The organism is Arthrobacter sp. Hiyo1, assembly GCF_001263615.2.
In the GTDB taxonomy this organism is placed as follows: domain Bacteria; phylum Actinomycetota; class Actinomycetes; order Actinomycetales; family Micrococcaceae; genus Arthrobacter.
Map to the genome: position 1 here is coordinate 327,471 of NZ_DF952471.1, position 20,187 is coordinate 347,657.

At 60.6% G+C, this 20,187-nt stretch carries 11 protein-coding genes and 5 pseudogenes; 8 read left to right on the plus strand and 8 right to left on the minus strand.

Features of this window, described 5'->3' with window-relative positions:
- The 3 genes and pseudogenes from AHiyo1_RS13095 to trxA form a co-directional block, all read left to right on the plus strand.
- Positions 1 to 1,032 (plus strand): annotated as a pseudogene (locus AHiyo1_RS13095) (ABC transporter substrate-binding protein); the annotation flags it as partial.
- A 268-nt stretch (positions 1,033 to 1,300) separates the two neighbouring features.
- Positions 1,301 to 2,257 (plus strand): thioredoxin-disulfide reductase, encoded by a 957-nt coding sequence (gene trxB / locus AHiyo1_RS13100; protein WP_059388859.1) that lies wholly within the window; start codon positions 1,301 to 1,303, stop codon positions 2,255 to 2,257.
- A gap of 36 nt (positions 2,258 to 2,293) precedes the next feature.
- Complete coding sequence (gene trxA, locus AHiyo1_RS13105; protein WP_059388860.1) at positions 2,294 to 2,620, plus strand: thioredoxin; 327 nt, start codon at positions 2,294 to 2,296, stop codon at positions 2,618 to 2,620.
- Positions 2,621 to 8,758: 6,138 nt separating this feature from the next.
- Here the strand turns inward: trxA and AHiyo1_RS13110 are convergent.
- The 8 genes and pseudogenes from AHiyo1_RS13110 to rpmH all read right to left on the minus strand — a co-directional run bounded on the left by AHiyo1_RS13110 (position 8,759) and on the right by rpmH (position 14,363).
- Positions 8,759 to 9,954 (minus strand): annotated as a pseudogene (locus AHiyo1_RS13110) (ParB/RepB/Spo0J family partition protein).
- Between the two features lie 67 nt (positions 9,955 to 10,021).
- Positions 10,022 to 11,077: a ParA family protein gene (locus AHiyo1_RS13115; RefSeq protein ID WP_253257323.1), complete on the minus strand. Its 1,056-nt coding sequence runs from the start codon at positions 11,075 to 11,077 to the stop codon at positions 10,022 to 10,024.
- 86 nt (positions 11,078 to 11,163) lie between these two features.
- A complete protein-coding gene (gene rsmG / locus AHiyo1_RS13120; protein WP_059388861.1) occupies positions 11,164 to 11,814 on the minus strand; it encodes a 16S rRNA (guanine(527)-N(7))-methyltransferase RsmG in 651 nt (216 codons plus the stop codon).
- A gap of 6 nt (positions 11,815 to 11,820) precedes the next feature.
- A complete protein-coding gene (locus AHiyo1_RS13125) occupies positions 11,821 to 12,396 on the minus strand; it encodes a Jag family protein (RefSeq protein ID WP_059388862.1) in 576 nt (191 codons plus the stop codon).
- Positions 12,396 to 13,370 (minus strand): membrane protein insertase YidC, encoded by a 975-nt coding sequence (yidC, locus tag AHiyo1_RS13130; protein WP_059388863.1) that lies wholly within the window; start codon positions 13,368 to 13,370, stop codon positions 12,396 to 12,398. The genes AHiyo1_RS13125 and yidC overlap by 1 nt, the downstream gene beginning before the upstream one ends.
- A gap of 17 nt (positions 13,371 to 13,387) precedes the next feature.
- Positions 13,388 to 13,776, minus strand: a pseudogene (gene yidD / locus AHiyo1_RS13135) (membrane protein insertion efficiency factor YidD).
- 1 nt (position 13,777) lies between these two features.
- Positions 13,778 to 14,185: a ribonuclease P protein component gene (gene rnpA / locus AHiyo1_RS13140; protein WP_084784496.1), complete on the minus strand. Its 408-nt coding sequence runs from the start codon at positions 14,183 to 14,185 to the stop codon at positions 13,778 to 13,780.
- A gap of 40 nt (positions 14,186 to 14,225) precedes the next feature.
- On the minus strand, positions 14,226 to 14,363 hold the full coding sequence (rpmH, locus tag AHiyo1_RS13145; RefSeq protein ID WP_011776797.1) for a 50S ribosomal protein L34: 138 nt from the start codon (positions 14,361 to 14,363) through the stop codon (positions 14,226 to 14,228).
- A 456-nt stretch (positions 14,364 to 14,819) separates the two neighbouring features.
- Here rpmH and dnaA point away from each other — a divergent pair, with 456 nt between their 5' ends.
- From dnaA to AHiyo1_RS26785, 5 genes and pseudogenes are all read left to right on the plus strand, one after another.
- Positions 14,820 to 16,241 (plus strand): chromosomal replication initiator protein DnaA, encoded by a 1,422-nt coding sequence (gene dnaA, locus AHiyo1_RS13150; RefSeq protein WP_059388864.1) that lies wholly within the window; start codon positions 14,820 to 14,822, stop codon positions 16,239 to 16,241.
- Between the two features lie 536 nt (positions 16,242 to 16,777).
- Positions 16,778 to 17,902 carry a DNA polymerase III subunit beta gene (gene dnaN / locus AHiyo1_RS13155; protein ID WP_059388865.1) on the plus strand — a complete coding sequence of 375 codons (1,125 nt, stop codon included), beginning with the start codon at positions 16,778 to 16,780 and terminating at the stop codon, positions 17,900 to 17,902.
- Positions 17,903 to 17,907: 5 nt separating this feature from the next.
- Positions 17,908 to 18,885: a phosphogluconate dehydrogenase (NAD(+)-dependent, decarboxylating) gene (gene gnd, locus AHiyo1_RS13160; protein ID WP_275937063.1), complete on the plus strand. Its 978-nt coding sequence runs from the start codon at positions 17,908 to 17,910 to the stop codon at positions 18,883 to 18,885.
- A 23-nt stretch (positions 18,886 to 18,908) separates the two neighbouring features.
- Positions 18,909 to 20,101: pseudogene (gene recF, locus AHiyo1_RS13165) on the plus strand (DNA replication/repair protein RecF).
- Positions 20,088 to 20,187, plus strand: a pseudogene (locus AHiyo1_RS26785) (DUF721 domain-containing protein); the annotation flags it as partial. The pseudogenes recF and AHiyo1_RS26785, both read left to right, overlap by 14 nt.

Below are 20,187 nucleotides of genomic sequence, written 5' to 3' on the forward strand. Positions count from 1 at the left end.
GCCGCGGCCGCCGTTAAGGGCACCGGCAAGTCAAACAGCGACGACGTCGAAGCCGCACCTTCGGCTGCCGCCCCATCGAACCGGGCCGATGAGTCTAACCGGACCGCTCCCCAGCAAATCCAGGCGCCCCCTGCCACGCAGGCTGTTCAAGCGTCCTCCCCTCCGGCGCCTACCTCAGCGAACCCGGCCCAGGAATCCAAGGTCTCCCTCTGGTCCGAAGACGACTACGGCTTCGTTAACGACGACGCCCGCTCCCGCGGTACGGGCGCTTCCCGCGATGCGGCTGCCGCTACCGGCGGGTACAGCCGAGGAGCATCGAGCTTCCCGTCGACTGCGCGTGCGCAGGCAGAGCCGCTCGACGAGGACGAATACTACGACGAGGAACCAGTACGCGAGCCCCGTTCCTTCCGTTGGCTCGTGGGCGGGGTCCTTGCCGCCGTCTTGATCGTGGGTTTGATCCTGGCTGTCACCAACCTCGGCAACCTGATCCCTGGCGGGTCGCCTGCTGCCAAGCAATCCTCCACAGCGTCCCAAACGGTGACCGGCCAGCCGAGCAGCAGCGCATCAGCACCTCCGGTCGCAGCGCCTCCGGCCATTGATGGAGTCACTCGCATGGGCGATTTCGAGTTCGCTGCGACCTACGACAAAGACCTGGTCAAGGCTTACGACGGCAATGCCGCGAGTTACTGGTCGGACATGGAGTTCGCCACTGCGGACTGGGGTGGACTCGCTCCTGATGGAGTTTCGCTGCTCGTCAAGCTCAAGGCACCCTCGCAAGTGACATCCGTCACATTGAGCCAGTTGGGCGCTTCCGGTGGAAACATCAACGTTTATACCAACGATCGTCCGGCTATGGACGGCGCCAAATTGGTTGGCACCAACAGCTTCACCTCACCGGAGCTCACCATGCCGCTCAGTTCCCCTGTAACGGCCCAATACGTCATCATCTCCATTAAGTCCCTGCCCAAGCTGACCGCGCCGAAGACGCGCTACGGTTTCGGCCTGCGCCTTGCGGAGATCAAGGTCCAGTAGCCGACGGCGGGAGGACCCTTCGGCCGCTTGTCACCGCTCTGGCGTTTGCTTCCGATGGGAGCTTGGGGCGCGTGCGTCCCGGGCGGCCGTCAACTCCGGTAACGGAGCCTTGCTCCTTCGATGCCTTGTGCTCCCGGAAGGTACCCTGAATGGTGGCGGATATTAGGGTCCCCGGGAACATCGGAATATTCCGCGCCGACATAGGGTTGTGCCATGTGGCCGGCCGCAAGGATCCGGTGCATCGACTAAGGAAGAGGTTCACCCACCAGTGAGCAACGCAGAAAACACCGCGTCCAACGTACGTGATGTCATCATCGTAGGCTCAGGGCCTGCCGGTTACACGGCGGCCGTCTACACGGCACGCGCCAACATGAACCCGCTGCTCATCGCCGGTTCCGTGACTGCAGGTGGCGAACTGATGAACACAACAGACGTCGAGAACTACCCCGGTTTCCCCGAGGGCGTCATGGGACCTGATCTCATGGAGAGCTTCGAAAAGCAGGCGGCACGCTTTGGGACTGAAATCCAGTTCGAGGACGTCACCGAACTGGACCTCGACGGCGACATCAAGTCCGTGACCATCGCCACGGGGGAGACCTTCAAGGCACGTGCCATCATCCTCTCCACGGGTTCCGCATACCGTGAGCTCGGCCTCGAGAATGAAAAGCGTCTTTCCGGGCACGGCGTGAGCTGGTGTGCAACCTGTGACGGTTTCTTCTTCAAGGACCAGGACATCGCAGTGATCGGCGGTGGCGACTCTGCCATGGAGGAAGCGCTCTTCCTCACCAAGTTCGCCAAGTCCGTCACGGTGGTGCACCGCCGCGACACCCTCAAGGCTTCCAAGATCATGGGTGACCGCGCCCGGGCCCACGAGAAGATCAACTTCGTGTGGAACACCGCCGTCGAGGACGTCATCGGTGGGGACAAGGTGACCGGCTTGAAGCTGAAGAACCTCGTCGACGGCACCGAGTCCGAACTCGCCGTCACAGGCGTTTTCGTGGCCATCGGCAACGATCCCCGCACGGAGCTCGTCAAGGGAAAGCTGGAGCTCGCTCCTGAAGGCACCATCGCCGTCGACGGCCGCAGCTCCAAGACCAGCATCAAGGGCGTCTTCGCCGCCGGCGACGTAGTGGACCCCACTTACCGGCAGGCCATCACAGCCGCTGGTTCCGGTTGTGTCGCGGCCCTGGACGTCGAGCACTATCTTGCAGACCTGCACGCCTAATCGGCACAGCAGCCATCCATTCGAAGGGAAAGAATTATGAGCAACGCTAAAAACGTTACCGACGCCAGTTTCAGCACCGACGTCCTGGCCGCTGAAAAGCCGGTCATTGTGGACTTCTGGGCAGAGTGGTGCGGCCCGTGCCGCAAGCTGGGTCCCATCCTCGACGAGATCTCTGTCCAGTACGGAGACAAGGTCGATGTCGTCAAACTGAATGTCGACGACAACCCAGCCATCGCCGCTGAATACGGCATCACGTCTATTCCGGCGGTTTACCTCTTCAGTGGGGGAGAAGTGAAGAGCACGGTGATCGGCGCCAAGCCGAAGCAGTTCTTCGAAAAGGAATTTGAATCCGTCCTGTCCTAGGACGTCTGGCGTCCCTTAGCGGGCGCCTCTGATTCGGCCGGTGGTTTTCGCTCTTGAGCGAAGGCCACCGGCTTTTTCGTGCCTTCGGGCACACGGTCCTGGGTCCAAAGCCTCGCCGCCGGTGGTGATTGCTGGGGTATTGGTGGTCACTGGTACGCGCGGCGGCTGTCCTAAGTTTGGCTCCGCCTTTTGTGACCTATTTCAATTTCAAAACAGGCAGTTCTTTTGGGAGACGGCATAGATAGTCGTGGGGTCCGTTGCTGAGCTGGAACCGGGCAGTGGTGGGGCAATTGCCGGGAAAGTACGGCAAAGAGCAAAGGGGACAGGGGGACTACTGTCGAGTCTCCTAAGGCAGGACCGATGCCGAGGGGTCCACACACCTGCGTGGCCCGCGGGATCGGTCAACGACGAAGTCCTCCATTCCACTGTTTCACGTGAAACCGCGTTGTCCACTCATACGATCTAGGAAAGCTCCCAAATTGAATCAATTCCAGACAGGTACCTTTTTGCACTCGGTACACGCACCGTTTCACGTGAAACGTAGCTACCGACTCTTGTCCTCGAACTGCACGTCGATTTCCAATTCCGAGTGGCCAGAAATGCATGAAAGTAGAAACTGACGCGGTTTCACGTGAAACGTAATAGCTGATCGATACGAGAGCTGCGGGCACGTTCCGGGCTGGCGGGCTCCAGCGCTGCCGCACTCAAGTTGGGCTAGGTTCCCGTTTTCTCGGAACCACTGAACGCCGCTTCCTGCTCGCCACTTGGAATCACCACTTGGTGAGTGCACGTGCACGCTCCGGGCCATTCGACACCGGTACATATGCGTATCGCCAGCGCGCCCTTCCGTGCTTCATGTTTCACGTGAAACGGCGATCTGTCCGGAGAGCATCCCGCACATCATTCGGGCTGACTGGGTGCGGGCTGACGGACGATTCGCGCGTAAGGTCCCGCCGCGACATGCGTCAACACGGCGACTCACGCATGGCCGAGAGAAGCTTCAGTTCCCACTCGCGGGATGACTGGTCCTTGGTAGTCTCCGCTTCATCTTGCGGATGCCAAGGCAATTAGCCTGGGTCTTGGGTTCGTCGCACGCACTGCCCGGTGTGTCCAGACGGCGCCCTCGTCGCACGCACTGCCCGGTGTGTCCAGACGGCGCCCTCGTCGCACGCACTTCCCGGTGTGTCCAGACGGCGCCTTCGGTGGCGCGATGATGCATCGAGGCGCCTAGTTTCTGCGGAAACCGGTGTTATACAACCGCGATCAATCAATTTAGGGTGTCTGTCTGCATAAATGCGGGCTTCCGCGCCTAAGGACTCAGTCCCTTCCTGTGCAGCGTCCGCAGTAGCTTTCCGATCGGAGACTTTAAAGAAGGCTGCTGACAAGGGACTGAGAGAAGATGATCCACCGGTGCACTTGGGCTGGATACACCGTGAGGCGTGCGGGAAGGCATTGTGCAGAGACATCTCTCTCAATGGCGCCAGGACTGATGTTTGGCATCTTGCAGCGTGACGTTGGCTTCTTGGCGCGTGAGAGTGGTTCAGATGCGCGCGCGCCTGTCGCCGGCCGCGCGCCTGCCTTCGAGGGCAGCTTGCATGGTGAACCCACAAGGGCGACATTGAAGATTGCGCCTTCAGGCCAGCCGCCCGGATCTTCTCGAGTAGCCATCATTCGCACAGGGTAAGAAGATCAGCATTGCATCAACCTCCTGCGGGGGCGGCGGCCGGGAAAACGGCACGCCATAACAGACGTCCATTTGCCCCCTTCACGTCATTGTGGGGTTGAATCGTGACCAGGCGACCGAACCATGCCCGAGCGTGGCGGGCTGCCTCTCGAAGGCTAGGCCCGATGGACAGATCGTGTTTCGAATTGGCATGGGGTCCGGTCTGGCTGAAGCCACGCTCCCGCTCACTAAGCTCGTCCGGCAGTTTCCACGCGCAATTCCAACGTCGGACAGTCGTCCGAGGCAACTCAGTACCGCACCGTAGGCAACTCTGCATCGAACCGGGAACAGTGGTGCTTGTTCATAAACCCCGAGCCCAGAACCGACGACGGACCTCCGCTGAGCGAACTATTGCCTGGACTTCGGCTGAATTTGCCCCTCCTTCCGACCTGGCGGCCTCACAGCGCGGAGGCACTCAGACACCAACTGCGGGCTCGTGGGGGTGATCATCCAGACACGCAGCAACCGCGGACACCGCATAGGGACAGGACAGGCCGCCCTGACACCGCTTCCATGAGCTTAAACAGCCGGCACAGACAGGAGTGGGAACGGTCCGATTCGACCGCGGGGAGCGCGGAACGTGGGGGCGATGAAGGGCATTCGGTACTTGCGGGGCGCGAAACGTCTAGCGCGTATTGAAGGACCGGTGCACATCCTGGAGCGTAAGGTGCGCCCGGTTGTACAGGCTGAAGATCGGACCACAGATCCCATGGCTGAGGATTCGCTCGTCGCGCGTACATGGCGATCGTCCACCGATCTTTCGCCCGTGAAAGTGGGACTCAAGCTGGACCCAGGACAAGCGTCCGTGCCTTCGATCTAGATCGAAGGCGGGCGCGACTACTCGCTGGTCCCGTGGACGGACACTAACTCGGCGGACCAGCCTTCGTCCAAGGCCCATGTTGATGTACTCCCAGACCTGCATCCGAGACGTCTCGGTACCGCCTTGAGGGTCGAGAATTTCTCCGTCGGCTGACGTCGTTTCACGTGAAACATGACTATGTCCGGCCGCTCAAAACGCCGGTCACGTTAGGCTTGGGAGCCCGTGGGGTCCCGTCGATAGGCGATCAAAGTGGCGATACTAGTCCCCAACATGGGACGGCCTTCCGCAGCGGCTGCGTCGAGGCTGCGCCGGATATCCACCGTTCAGTCAGAAGTTATGCACAAAGTTATCCACAGCGATATCCACCGCATGAATGGGTCAGTTCGAACAACTCCTCCTACCCGCGTATTGGGCGCGACCAGTGCGAATCAAGGCGACATCCAGCTCCGCAGGTCAAATCAGATCGAACGCGGGCCCGAAATGCTCGCAAAGGGCGATCAACCGCCCAAAATCAGGCCAAATTCGGATGAAAATGGCCAGCTTCAAGACCATGGCTCTGTTTCACGTGAAACAGAGCGATCGAAGAACACGAGCTTCAAAGGACTATGACCGCCAGCCAGATACAGACCCAGACGATGCTCGCTGTCTACACTTAAACCTGGCAGACTTATCAACAAAGTTATCCACAGAGATATCCACCGCTGCTCTCAGACTTTTCAACAGCGGCTTCTTGTGGCGCAGGACGTGTACACATCCTGCGGGCGGAGCAAATCTTCACTTTCGTACACGGAGCCAGCTCCACACGACGCTTCCATCTTGCGTCATCGTCAGCCCTTAGAACCGTCAATATTTCCAGCCGATCTTCCGAATGAAGTGGCCGGGGCAGACTCAGTGTTCCTTCGATGACGCGCTGAGAGACCGGTCCGCGTACTACCCCAGAATTCGGATGGTCATGTGAACCAGCGGACGCAAACACTGCGCATCACTAACCAGTGCTCAAAGCCACACCCACCTGATTCGCGCGAGCACGAGGATGCCGTGTCGGGTCCAGGTTCAAGCGCGTCACCGCTTCCAGTGCTTTCAACAACATACTTGTTCCTCCGCATGGGTTGACGACCATCCACCTTGCCTCGCGTCACTCACATAACGCGAACGCGTGAGCCAACGAAAGAACCGTCACAGCGAAAGCGCTGCGACGCAAGAGTTGGGCCCGGAGGCAGTAAGACCACATTCAAGGCACGAGGGCGCACTCTGGTTACGAGCCTGGGGGAGCAGACGCTCCTTCAACTCCTTCCCGGCGATCACGCGACTAGTACAAGGGCACGAATCACCAGTCCGACTCCCGGCATGGAAGCTGGTCTCAGCTCCAACGAGAACACTCCTACACACGAAGCCGGCGAGTTCAGGCGTACAGAGGGAATGCGGTGAGGCTACGTCTGGATCCGCTGACCCTACCGGTCCTTGAGTCACGGCCCGAGCCGGCGGCACAAATTGGACGACTTCCATCCCACGGGCCGGGACGTTTGTGAGCAGTCTTGCCTGCTTACCTGCATCGGGCATGGAACAACGTTGATGTCTACCCAGACCGGACCGGCCTATTGTTCCGGAGCGAGATGCAATCTACCCAGAGGGCACTTTGCTTGTATCGATCTCACCTTGTATCCAAACAGGGAAGCGGTATCCGAGCGCCGACCTCGACCGCGCGTCGCATGTGTCGGAGTTCACGAGGGTTCAGCATGGGCTCGATCCGAACCTTACGCTTGCCGTCATCGGTCGTCGACGCATGCGACAGACACCTCCGGCAAGAGAACTACAACCCCTCACGTGACGCTGCGCTGTCGGAGGCAACTCCGCCGCGACCTTCCCACACACCGTGACCGGCCCCTGATCCTTCGGCGTTCAAGACTCGCAGAGCACCTTTCTGCATTGCATCTATTGGTGCCCAACCGCCACAGTGAGCCGCGCACCCGCCTGCACCTGACGCGAGCAGAGCGCCATTGAAGCCCACCTCACGCTGGAGGGGAAGTGGAGGAGGAAGCTGAACGGACGCGCGATTGCCGGCATCAAGCGCCCAACAGAACTACTTCTTGGCCTTCCGCGCGCAGCCAACTGGCCTGGCGCTGAGTGTGATCGTAGTCCACCGCAGGGGGAGGCTAGCGCCGAGAGGAGTCAGTTCGGCGCTCGAGAATGGCGGATGCGAAGGCATCATCGGGCCATCGCCACCATCTGGAGGTTTCGCTCAGTGGCTTTAGGCCAGAGCGCCAGCTCCTTTGACAGGCCAGATGGCGGCGCCGAAATGCCGAAGCATCACCTTATGGACGGTGAATTGAAAGAACCAAAGCGGAAAACCACCAGCCGGTGAGACACGCTACGAAGCCGCGTCTTGGAGATTCACGTCGTTCTGCGAGTCGACTACCAATTACCTTGGGTGTCTCGCCCTGAACCCCACAGCCCAGACTGCGCCGCTTCGTTTCACGTGAAACAGAGCAAGTCGCTATCCACTACAGAAGCACTGGCTACCGGCCCACTGACAGACTAGTGTCCTAACCAAACGAGCTCACGGGGATTAGCCGAACTCCAGCTATGCGAGGCCCCGTCTGGTGCTCTTCCTGTTCCACGTGAAACAGTGGCCACTGCTGTGCGGGGAAGGAGTCCCTAACTGGCTGCTCCCGCATTCTGAACCATCCCTAAATACCGGGTGCCGTTGATCGGCATGGTCGCGATCTCTGCGCGCACGACATGTCAGCTGGACGTTGTTCAGCTCTTGTCCACAAGTCCGCCTCGCGCGGGTACAACACGAGAGAAGGGGACGAAGCTGAACCGAACGCCAGAGAACAAATCGATCCAGGACAGCAGATACCTGAGTCCGCAGCGAAGTGTTGGCGAAGCCCCTGCGCTCTAGCCGAGGGAGATCCGGGTGACGGTCAATCTGACGGCCGGCAAGCTGTGTTGTTTCACGTGAAACGCCGGGGTATGGGCCCATAAGGAACCTGGCGGCTAGGCATGAAGGAGCATATCTCGAACACGCCAGGAGCGGAGGCGAACTCTCAATCAGTGCGAAAGGGATGCAGGGAAGAAGGCGCCCAAGTATTCAATCGCCTACTAGAGACTCGAACTGCAGCTCATCCGGTCAACGATAAGCGGACTCTTGCCTTCTGTGCACTAAAGTCTGTTCGTTTCGCGTGAAACACCCGACTAGATCCGCAGCAGCCCCGATCGTTCCAAACGGGAAGATCGCTTGCCGCCGACCCCGCGGGCGCGAAGGCGCGCCACGTACGAGGGATAAGACGCAGCGGAAAGTCTTACAGCGAAGCATCGTTGAGAAGAGCGGGTGGCGGCTTGCTCCATTCCAGGCAAGGGCGGCCGTCACCTGACCCCGTTTGCAGAAAGGGCAACGGATCCCAGTTTGCTGCAAAAGCCATCCACAGCCCCCGGATGCACATCGAGGGCATCCGCGGAGCGAATCGTCGCCAGTCAGCGCGAGAAACGTGGCCGGATATCCTCCGAATGTCGATTCCCGCCTCGATCGACCGTTAAACGAAAAAGGGGGCTTGCCCCATTAGAAGCAAACCCCGATTCCGTAGAGATCCAGCGACTAGCCTTCGTCCCCGGGCGACAATACATCCATGATGCGGTTCAGATCTTCAACGCTCGCGAACTCAATACTGACCCGGCCCTTACGCGCACCCAAGGTGATCTTGACGTTTGTGTCGAGTCGATCCGAAAGGGAGGAAGCAAGGTAGTCGAGACGCTCATGGCGTGCATTGGGGCGCGGGATGCTGTTCTTGGGCGGCACCGTAGGATCCTGGTACAACGCGACTGCTTCCTCGGTAGCCCGTACGGACATACCCTCGGAGACAATCTTCTGAGCGAGACGCTCCATCGCGGCTGCGTCCGGGAGAGCGAGCAGCGCACGAGCGTGGCCGGCCGAGAGCACGCTGGCTGCAACGCGCCGTTGCACCAAGGAGGAAGCTTGAGGAGACGGAGCGTGTTGGACACCTGGGGACGCGAACGTCCGATTCGATCAGCCAGCTGCTCGTGTGTGGTGCCGAAGTCTTCCAGGAGCTGCTGGTAAGCAGCTGCTTCTTCCAAGGGGTTCAGTTGGCTCCGGTGGAGGTTCTCCAGCAAAGCATCACGGAGGAGATCGTCATCGTTGGTATCGCGGACAATCGCCGGGATAGTTTCGAGCCCGGCAGCCTGTACAGCCCTCCATCGACGCTCACCCATCACCAGCTCATACGGTTCTCCACCCTTTTCGGTTGAAGTACGTACAACAATTGGCTGGAGAACGCCTATTTCCTTGACGGAGTGAACCAGCTCCGCCATGTCGTCCTCATCGAAGACGCTGCGGGGCTGCTTGCGGTTGGGATGAATGTCCCCGACCGGGATTTCGGCAAAGCGCGCGCCGGGAACCTCGACCAGCTGGACCTCGGACGCTTCTGTCGGAGCGAATTCAGAAACTGCTTTCCCAGCAGCAGCGGCAGGAGCCTCGGACGGTTCGGACGCGGACGGGTCTTCACCAGTGGTGACCTTCGCGGATGGCGACTTCGCAGCAGGCGTCTTTGCCGCCGTCGTACTCTTGGACGAAGAGCCTCGAGAGGGGGAACTCTTCGCTACTTCGGTTTCAGGCACCTCAGGCGTATCCACCGCCTCCGGGGCTTTGCGCGCCTCAGGGAAGAAGAGGTCCACGGGGCGGGACGCCGGAACGCCATTGCCCGATGCACCGGCCGAAGCGGAGCTGGGAATGAGAGCCCCAAGACCCCTACCCAGGCCTCGTCGCTTTTCGCTCATTAGTATGTCCCTCCGGTGGAATGGCAAGAATAGAGCCCGCCAAGGATATTGCAGTGATTAAGGAAGTCTAGCGCTCGGCGATTTCCGCGGCGGCTTCCATGTAGGACAACGCGCCGCTGGAAGACGGATCGTAGGTCATTACCGTCTGTTGGTAGCTCGGAGCCTCCGAGATACGCACGGAGCGGGGAACCACTGCGCCAAGAACCTGATTCGGGAAATGTTGACGGACTTCAGAAGCCACCTGCGCGGCCAGATTGGTGCGGCCGTCGTACATAGTGAGGAGGATGGTGGAAACGACCAGATCAGCATTGAGGTGCTTCTGGATCATTTCGATGTTCTTGAGGAGCTGGCTCAGGCCCTCCAAGGCGTAGTACTCACACTGGATCGGGATGAGTACCTCGCTGGCCGCGCAGAAGGCGTTGACGGTCAGCAGGCCCAGGCTGGGCGGGCAGTCGATGAAGATGAAGTCCAGGCGACCTTCACCGTTCTTCGCGCGCTCCTTCGAATAGACATCGATTGCCCGGCGCAGGCGCTGCTCGCGTGCCACGAGGGAGACCAGTTCGATTTCGGCGCCCGCCAAGTGAATGGTCGCCGGCGCACAGATGAGATTCGGAATATCAGGGCAAGGAGCCACAACGTCACGCAGCGGAAGGTCGTTGATCAGCACATCGTAAATGCTGTCGACGTCTGCGTGGTGTTCAATACCCAGCGCGGTGGACGCATTTCCCTGAGGATCGATGTCGATCACCAGGACGTTGAGCCCAGCGGAAGCGAGGGCAGCCGCAATATTGACCGTCGTCGTGGTCTTTCCGACGCCGCCTTTTTGATTGGAGACGGTGAAAATGCGGGTCTTCTCCGGCTTGGGAAGCTCGCGTCCCACCAGGCGCTCGCGCCGTCGGGTTTCGTTGGCGAGCTGCCGCGCGATAGGGCTGGAGTCGTCGATGGAGTCCATGACGTTGTCGTGTCCGACGATCAGCGTTTCACGTGAAACAGCGGCGTTCGCAACCGAATTCGTACGCATCAGCGCAGATTCAAAAGACGCCGAGGGTGCAGCCATGGCCCGAGCCGACCCCAAGGAAATAAATGGCGGGATCCGCTGGGTGGAGGTTTCGCTACTGCCCACTGTCACACTCTCACTCTCATTCGGCTCTAGCTGCCGTTCTCTAGCTTAACCGCTCAGTTGCGGACACGCGGGACACAGCGCCGAAGCTAAGCGATCTTCCGCTGTTTGTTAACGACGATCCTCACCACTGTGGTGGGTTCTTCCAGGAGCTCCTGCCCACAAACCACAACGGACGTTTCCACGCCGCCGAGCCTGCGGATCACTTTTGCTGCTTGCTCAATCTCCTCGGCAGCACTGCGGCCCTTGATCGCAACCACTTCACCCTTGCCGTTAAGCAAAGGAATGGTCAAGCCGGCAAGCTTGGACAGGGCAGAGACAGCCCTTGCCGTGACAACGTCCGCGTCTACCATGCCCACTGCGAGCTCGGCGCGGGTGCGCATGACCGTGACGTTGCCCAGCCCGAGGTCGTCCACCACTTCCTGAAGCCAAATGACGCGCCGCTCCAGCGGCTCGATCAGCGTGAGTTCAAGATCGGGACGTGCAATCGCCAAGCACAAGCCGGGAAGCCCCGCACCGGAACCGACGTCCGCAACATGGCTTCCGTGGGCAATCGCGGACTCGATGACGGCGCAATTGAGAACGTGCCGGCTCCATAGGCGGGGAACCTCGCGCGGGCCTATCAGCCCGCGCTCGGTTCCCGATGTCGCCAAATGTTCTACGTACCGCTGGGCGAGGCCAAGCCGGTCACCGAAGATCTTCTCTGCCGCCTGCAGTTCGGCTGCCGTGATTTCAACCATGATCCGTTAGTCGGCCGAAACCACGATGTGGCGGCCGGCGCCTTCGCCCTCGGACTCGGAGACGAAACCGAGGTCCGCAACAGCGTCGTGCACAATCTTGCGTTCGTAGGCGCTCATGGGTTCGAGTGCCACAGGGGCACCGGTTTCCTTGACCTTCGCCACGGCGTCTTCGGCAATCTGCTGCAGATCGCCGGCGCGTTCCTTGCGGTAGCCGTTGATGTCGAGCACCAGGCGGGAGCGGTTTTCGGTCGCGGACAGCACGGACAAGCGCGCGAGTTCCTGAAGGGCTTCGAGCACTTCACCGTCGCGTCCTACCAGGCTCTCAAGGCCCTCGGAGTCGTCTTCGGCTGCGATCGAGATGTAGGTGCGGCCATTGCGGATCTCAATGTCGATGTCACCGTCGATGTCGGCAATGTCGAGGAGTTCCTCAAGGTAGTCTGCGGCGACGTCGCCCTCTTCCTCGAGGCGGCTCACGGAAGTGCCCTTACCGGCAGCAGCGCCCTCTTCGGAAGTTTCTTCTGTGGCTTCTGCCAATTCCTCGGCGGCAGCGGCCGTTGCCTCTTCGGTGCTTTCAACAGACATTACTTCTTCTTCCTGTTCTTACGTTGTGGCTGGATGCGCTGCTGTGCCTTGACCTCGACGGCGGCCACCTCGGCAGCGACGTCTGCGTCCTTCTTGCCACCCAGGAGCGGGATGGACGGCAGGCCCTTGGCGGCGCGACGCTCAGCGAGTGCCTTGGCTGCGGGGGATCCCGGCGTCGGCATGCGGCGGATGACAAAGAACTGCTGGCCCATGGTCCACAGGTTGGTAGTGGTCCAGTAGATGAGCACACCGATCGGGAAGTTGATGCCACCGACGCCGAAGACGAGCGGCAGGATGTACAGCATCATCTTCTGCTGGCGCATGAACGGGCTGGCCATGGCCTCTTCGGACATGTTCTTGGCCATGATCTGCTTCTGCGTGATGAACTGGGACGCCGTCATGGCCAGGATCATCACGATGGAGAGTATCCACACAACCGTCTGGTCGGTACCCGCAGGGCCGCCGTGAAGCAGGGACGCGGACAGGGGAGCGCCGAAGATGCTGGATTCGTCGAACTGCACCACCTGCTCATGGCTCAAGGCTCCAATACCCTGGCCGGCCTGGCGGGCCTGGGTAATACCGGAAAGCACCTGGAACAGCGCGAAGAAGAACGGCATCTGGATCAGCATGGGCAAACAAGCGGAGAACGGGTTGGTGCCGTGCTTCTTGTACAGCGCCATCTGTTCCTGCGCCATCGCCTGGCGGGAGAGCTGGTCCGTCTTCCCCTTGTACTTCGCCTGCATCTTCTTCAGATCGGGCTGAAGCAGCTGCATACCACGCTGTGCCTTGATTTGCTTGACGAAGACAGGGATCAGGGCGGCACGGATCACCAGCACCAGGCCGATGATGGACAGTGTCCAGGTCCAGCCGTTTTCCGGCGGCAGGCCGATGAAACTCAGCCCGTCGTGGAACCCCAGCATGATCGCGGACACTAGCCACTTGAACGGGGCCAGAATTGTTCCAAAGATGTCCATACGTTTTCCCTATTTCCTCAGGCCGCTGTGCGGCGACCGTCTTCATCAGACCACACAGCCAGGAACTGGTCCGGGTTGTTCAGTACAACAATTGTGGCGTCTGGCCTTCGGGCCAGTGACGATGTCCGGCGGGGACGTGGTCCACGCCGCCGGCGTTCCAGGGGTGGCACCGCGCAAGGCGCCGCACTGCGAGCCAACTTCCCTTGACGGCACCATGTACCGTCACCGCTTCGAGGGCATATGCCGAGCAGGATGGGAAGAACCGGCATACCTGGCCGTATAAGGGAGAGATGATCTTGCGGTACGTCTTCAACAAGATGATGAGGACGTTGCTCGGCAGCTCCCACAGAAATGTTCCGAGGATCCTCGGAGCGACTCTAAAGAAGCGGACGACGGCGGAGCTCAGCTCATGCACGCGGTGTCCCTTCCGTTGTGGTGCCCTGGGTGGGCGAAACAACCCGCGGAGAGGATCCGCCGAGCCGTTTCGTGGTTGCCGCCAAGGCGGCGTTGTAATCCGTCAGCAGCTGGTCCCAGCTCGCCGTCGCAGCCGCCGGCAACGCTCGGACCACAACAGCAAGACCCGTGCCATGCCTTTTCAAGGACAAAGCACCTGCTTCTCTCAGTCTCCTCTTAACGAGGTTCCTGGTCACAGCGTTCCCGACAGCTTTGGAAACGATGAAGCCGATGCGGCTCGGTTCTCCGGCACCGATAGGTGCCGTATATAACACTAAGTTCCGGCGTCCATTGCGGACGCCGGAACGTACAGTTGTTGAAAAGTCGGTAGAAGTCCGCAGACGGTTACGGGTGGCTAGCACCTATTGACTCGCTTGGAAGGCTGACCGACGAGTCAGTTATTTAGGCCGACAGTTCGACGCGGCCCTTGCCACGACGGGCGGCCAGGATGGCGCGGCCGGCACGGGTGCGCATACGAAGGCGGAAGCCATGCTTCTTGGCCCGACGGCGGTTATTCGGCTGAAAAGTCCGCTTGCTCACGTTAGTTACTCCAGTGGATCAAAGGTGCGCCCACCCGATCAAAAGGGGAAGAACTGGCCGACGCTAAGTTTATTGAGTATCCGCCGCCGCCCAACGCCGGATTTACCGGAAGTGCGGGTGGTCAAAAAGCGGACACATAGGACTTCACAACGTTAGGGCAAAAAGACCCCCAAGGTCAAACTGGGAGCCTCGGTGCCCGCTATCCCCAGCTGTGGCTAAGTACACCCCCAGCCTGTGGATGAAGCCGGTCACAGACCCCGTTTCAGAACCACAACCGTGTAATTATCCACAAGCCTCTTCCCAGCTATCTTCTGGAGTTTCCATCCCCTAGAGTGTCTCAGTAGCCGATTATCCACGGACTGTGCATAACCCTGTGGATTCGGTTCGGAATCCACTCATGGTTTGGACCTTCGGCTGCCGCAATCCAGGCAAGCAAGCACTCGAGGGAACCAATTGATGACGGTAGACGAAGCCAACCACGCCAACACGGTCGGAAGTTCCTGGCGGCGGGTGCTGAGCCTGCTGGAACAAGACGATCGCGTCACACCCCGGCAGCGTGGTTTCGTTATCCTTGCCCAGGCACAGGGCCTGATCGGCTCCACGCTCCTGGTGGCCGTACCCAACGAGTTGACCCGCGAGGTTCTCCAGACGCAAGTCAAGGACGCCCTCGATGACGCCCTCCGCAGCGTCTTTTCCGACGACATCCGGTGCGCGATCGACGTCGACACGGATCTAGTGCCCATCCACGAAGAGCCGGCCCCCGCCGTCGAACTCTCCTCCGTGAACGACCTGGCCGTGGAATCCAAGCCACAGCCCACCCCGCCGAGTACTTCGCACGAATTCGGCCGGCTGAACCCGAAGTACGTCTTTGACACCTTCGTCATCGGCTCTTCCAACCGCTTCGCCCATGCTGCCGCCGTCGCGGTCGCGGAAGCACCGGCAAAGGCCTACAACCCGCTGTTCATCTACGGTGACTCCGGACTCGGCAAGACGCACTTGCTGCACGCGATCGGCCACTACGCCCGCCGGCTCTACAGCGGCATCCGGGTGCGCTACGTGAATTCCGAAGAGTTCACCAACGACTTCATCAACTCCATCCGGGACGACGAAGGCGCCAGCTTCAAGACCACGTACCGCAACGTCGACGTGCTCCTGATCGATGACATCCAGTTCCTGGCTGGCAAGGACCGGACGCTCGAAGAGTTCTTCCACACCTTCAACGCACTGCACAACAACAACAAGCAAGTGGTCATCACCTCGGACCTCCCGCCCAAGCAGCTTGCCGGCTTCGAGGACCGCATGAAGTCCCGCTTCGAGTGGGGCCTGCTGACCGATATCCAGCCGCCGGAACTCGAAACCCGTATTGCGATCCTCCGCAAGAAGGCCCAGAGCGAGGGACTGTCCGCACCTGACGACGCCTTGGAGTACATCGCTTCCAAGATCTCCAGCAACATCCGCGAGCTCGAAGGCGCGCTGATCCGCGTCACTGCCTTCGCCAGCCTCAACCGCCAGCCCGTGGATGTGGCCCTCGCCGAAATGGTGCTGAAGGACCTGATCACCGACGATGGCGCCCAGGAGATCACGGCCGACCAGATCCTGAAGCAGACGGCCGAGTACTTCAAGCTCAGCATGGAAGAGCTTTGCAGCAAGTCCCGGACGCGCACCTTGGTGACCGCACGGCAGATCGCCATGTACTTGTGCCGCGAGCTCACCGACATGTCCCTGCCGAAGATCGGCCAGGAGCTTGGCGGCCGCGACCACACCACAGTGATCCACGCAGATCGCAAGATTCGCGAACTGATGGCCGAGCGCCGTGTGATCTACAACCAGGTGACTGAGCTGACCAACCGCATCAAGCAGCAGCAACGCGATTCCTGAGTCGGCTCGCTCGAGGTACTACATACCTTATTAACAGGCACATGTGGATAAGCCTGTGGATACTTAAGGGGACAAGCGCGGTTAATGGGCTTAAAACCCTTAAGCCGTCTGTGGATCGTTAAAAACGGCCCTGGGGGTTATCCACGTCCACACCCTGTTTAAAACCCCTGTCACCCACATATCGTGAACAGGCCTTAACCGCGGAACTGCGGGTCCAGGGACGGTTATCCACAGTTTCCACAGGGGTTATTAACACTACTAATCCCAAAAAAATGAATTCCCTCAAATAACAATCTCCTTCCGCCCACCCACCGACGCAGCCCGCGGCTGCTTCGAACCACAAGCCAGCAGGCCGGGGATGGGTTAATGCCCGAAGTTCCGGCTAAGCTGTCTGCATCGCGTCCATCCTTGGCGCTGCTTTGTAGTTCGCTCAGTGCGGACCATGCAGCGTTAGGGTTCCGGGCGCTGGTTTTCGGGGCTCCTGGGGGAGTTTCCGGTGGAACACTGGCAGCAGCAATGAAAGGCGGCACCCTTCCGTGAAGTTCAGAGTCGAGCGGGATGTCCTGGCAGAAGCCGTCACATGGACAGCCCGGTCCTTGTCTCCGCGGCCGCCCGTCCCGGTACTCTCAGGTCTCCTGCTCAAGGCGGAAGCCGGAACAGTGAGCCTCTCGAGCTTCGATTACGAGACCTCCGCCCGTCTCGAGATTCCAGCTGACATCACCACCGAAGGAACCATCCTGGTTTCCGGACGGCTCCTGGCCGATATCTGCCGCAGCCTGCCCTCGGCTCCCGTCGACATCGAAACCGATGGCAGCAAGGTCACCCTCACATGCCGTCGAAGCAGCTTCCATCTCGCCACGATGCCGGAATCCGAATATCCGCCGCTTCCGGCGCTTCCCGCCATCAGCGGAACCCTGCCCGGCGACGCCTTCGCCCAGGCCGTTTCGCAGGTCATCATCGCCGCCAGCAGGGATGACACCCTGCCGATCCTCACCGGTGTCCGGATGGAGATCGAGGATGACATGATCACCCTCCTCGCCACGGACCGGTACCGCCTCGCCATGAGGGAAGTACCGTGGAAGCCCGTCACCCCGGGAATTTCCACGAGTGCCTTGGTGAAATCCAAGACCCTCAACGAGGTAGCCAAGACTCTCGGCGGCAGCGGTGACATCCATCTCGCCCTCGCCGACGACGACAGCCGCCTGATTGGCTTCGAAAGCGGCGGGCGCACCACCACTTCATTGCTCGTTGACGGCGACTACCCCAAGATTCGGTCCTTGTTCCCGGATTCCACGCCGATCCACGCAACGGTCCAAACGCAGGAACTCGTTGAAGCCGTTCGCCGCGTGTCCTTGGTGGCCGAACGGAACACCCCGGTTCGCCTGGCGTTCACGCAGGGCCAGCTGAGTCTCGACGCCGGTACCGGCGAGGACGCGCAGGCCTCCGAGGAACTGGAAGCCCAGCTCAGCGGCGAAGACATCACGGTAGCGTTCAACCCGCACTACCTGGTGGAAGGCCTGAGCGTGATCGAGACGAAGTTCGTGCGCTTCTCCTTCACCACGGCACCGAAGCCGGCCATGATCACCGCCCAAGTTGACGCCGACGGTGATGACAAAGGCGACTACCGCTACCTCGTGATGCCTGTCCGCCTCCCCAACTAGCTCACATTAGTTGTCGTTCTGGGCGCCCAAAACGACAACAAATGCGAGTCAGTCGGGTCAAGACCAAAAAACCACCAACGCAGGAAAGAGTTCACCCCGTGCACATCGGACTGATCGGCCTTGGAAAAATGGGTTTCAACATGCGCGAACGCATGCGGAAGGGCGGAATCGAGGTCACTGGCTTCGACCGCAATCAGGACATCGCCGACGTCGCGTCCGTTGACGAACTGATCGCTGCCCTTCCGGCGCCGCGCCTGGTCTGGGTCATGGTTCCCTCCGGCGAGATCACCGATGCCGTGATCAGCGAACTCGGCGAGAAGCTTTCCGCCGGGGACATGGTGATCGACGGCGGCAACTCGCGCTTTACTGAAGACCAAAAACACGCCACTTTCCTGGCCTCCAAGGACATCCGCTTCGCCGATTGCGGTGTTTCAGGAGGGGTCTGGGGCTTGCAGAACGGCTACGGACTCATGGCAGGCGGCGCGGATGAAGACATCGAACTCGCCATGCCGGTGTTCGACGCACTCCGTCCCGAAGGCGATCGTGCCGACAGCTTCGTCCACGTCGGCGGCGTTGGAGCAGGCCACTACGCCAAGATGGTCCACAACGGGATCGAATACGGCCTGATGCAGGCCTACGCCGAGGGCTACGAACTGCTCGCCGCCAAGGACATCATCAAAGACCTTCCCGGCACCTTCCGTGCGTGGCAAAAAGGCACCGTTGTCCGTTCTTGGCTACTGGACCTCATGGTCAAAGCCTTGGACGAAGATCCGGGACTGGCCTCCATCGGAGACTACGTCGAGGACTCCGGTGAAGGCCGCTGGACCGTTGAAGAAGCCATTGCCAACGCGATCCCTGCGCCGGCAATCACCGCTGCGCTCTTCGCCCGTTTCTCCTCGCGTGAAGACAACTCCCCGGCCATGAAGATGGTGTCTGCGCTGCGCAACCAATTCGGCGGCCACGCCACCCGTCCGGCCAACTAGGCCCCGGCCCACCAGCAGTACGCGTGTACCTCGAACATCTTTCGCTGACCGATTTCCGCAGCTACGCGCAGGTTGACCTCAAGCTCGGTCCCGGTGTGACGGTCCTGGTGGGGTCCAACGGCATCGGCAAGACGAACCTCATGGAGGCCATCGGATACCTGGCCACCTTGAGTTCGCACCGCGTGAGTACGGATGCGCCCCTCCTGCGCTTCGGCACGGAGCGCGCCTTGATCCGGGCGAAGCTTGTTCGCGGTGAACAATCGACCGTGGTCGAACTCGAGATCAACGCCGGCCGTGCCAACCGCGGCCGGATCAACCGCGGAAATCCTGTGCGCGCCCGCGACATCCTGGGCATTTGCCAGACGGTGCTTTTCGCCCCGGAAGACCTTGCCTTGGTCAAGGGTGATCCGTCCAACCGCAGGCGCTTCATGGACGAACTGCTGGTCAGCCTCATGCCGGTGCACGCGGCCACCCGCAGCGACTACGACCGCGTGCTCAAACAGCGCAACGCTTTGTTGAAATCTGCCGCACCGGGAAATTCACCTCAGGCCACGAAGCAACGCTCGATGTGTGGGACCAGCACATGGCGCGGGCCGGTGCCGAGCTCCTGCATGCACGGCTGGAACTCGTGGAACTGCTTCGACCCCACCTCAAGAGCGCATACGCCCAGCTGACCGACGGATCGAAGGAAGCGGGCGCGGTCTATCGATCTACCATCCAGGGCGTGTTGGACGACGACGGCGGTCCCGCCGAGGGTCTCGCGGAAGGTTCGGAAGGGGTTGAGGACCTCCGCACATTGTCCGTGGAACAACTCACCGAGCGCTATGTCCAGGTTTTCGCTGCCTCGCGCCGGAAGGAGTTGGAGCGCGGAATCTCCCTGGTCGGACCCCACCGCGACGAACTCGAGCTGGTTCTGGGCCAAGCCCCGGCCAAGGGCTATGCCTCCCATGGCGAAACATGGTCCATGTGCCTCTCCCTGCGCTTGGCCTCCTACTACGTCATGCTCGATGACACCCGAACCGGCGGTTCTGCTCCGATCCTCATCCTCGACGATGTGTTCGCTGAACTGGACGTGCAGCGCAGGCGTAAACTGGCTGCAATAGTGGCCGGTGCCGAACAGGTTCTGGTGACGGCCGCCGTCGACGCCGACATTCCCGAGGAACTGGCGGGGCGGCGCGTGAAGGTTGTGCCCGGAGGCATTGATGGAGAAGGATAGCCCCGGCGGACGCCAGCCGGGCAGGGACCCTGACGAGATCGACGCTGCCCAATCAGCGTTGAACCGGATGCGCGAAGCGGCCGCAG

Bases quoted from the DNA above. Each gene is read 5' to 3' on its own strand.
- trxA (WP_059388860.1), top strand. From the start codon at position 2,294: ATGAGCAACGCTAAAAACGTTACCGACGCCAGTTTCAGCACCGACGTC.
- rsmG (WP_059388861.1), bottom strand. From the start codon at position 11,814: ATGGTTGAAATCACGGCAGCCGAACTGCAGGCGGCAGAGAAGATCTTC.
- AHiyo1_RS13125 (WP_059388862.1), bottom strand. From the start codon at position 12,396: ATGTCTGTTGAAAGCACCGAAGAGGCAACGGCCGCTGCCGCCGAGGAA.
- yidC (WP_059388863.1), bottom strand. From the start codon at position 13,370: ATGGACATCTTTGGAACAATTCTGGCCCCGTTCAAGTGGCTAGTGTCC.
- dnaA (WP_059388864.1), top strand. From the start codon at position 14,820: ATGACGGTAGACGAAGCCAACCACGCCAACACGGTCGGAAGTTCCTGG.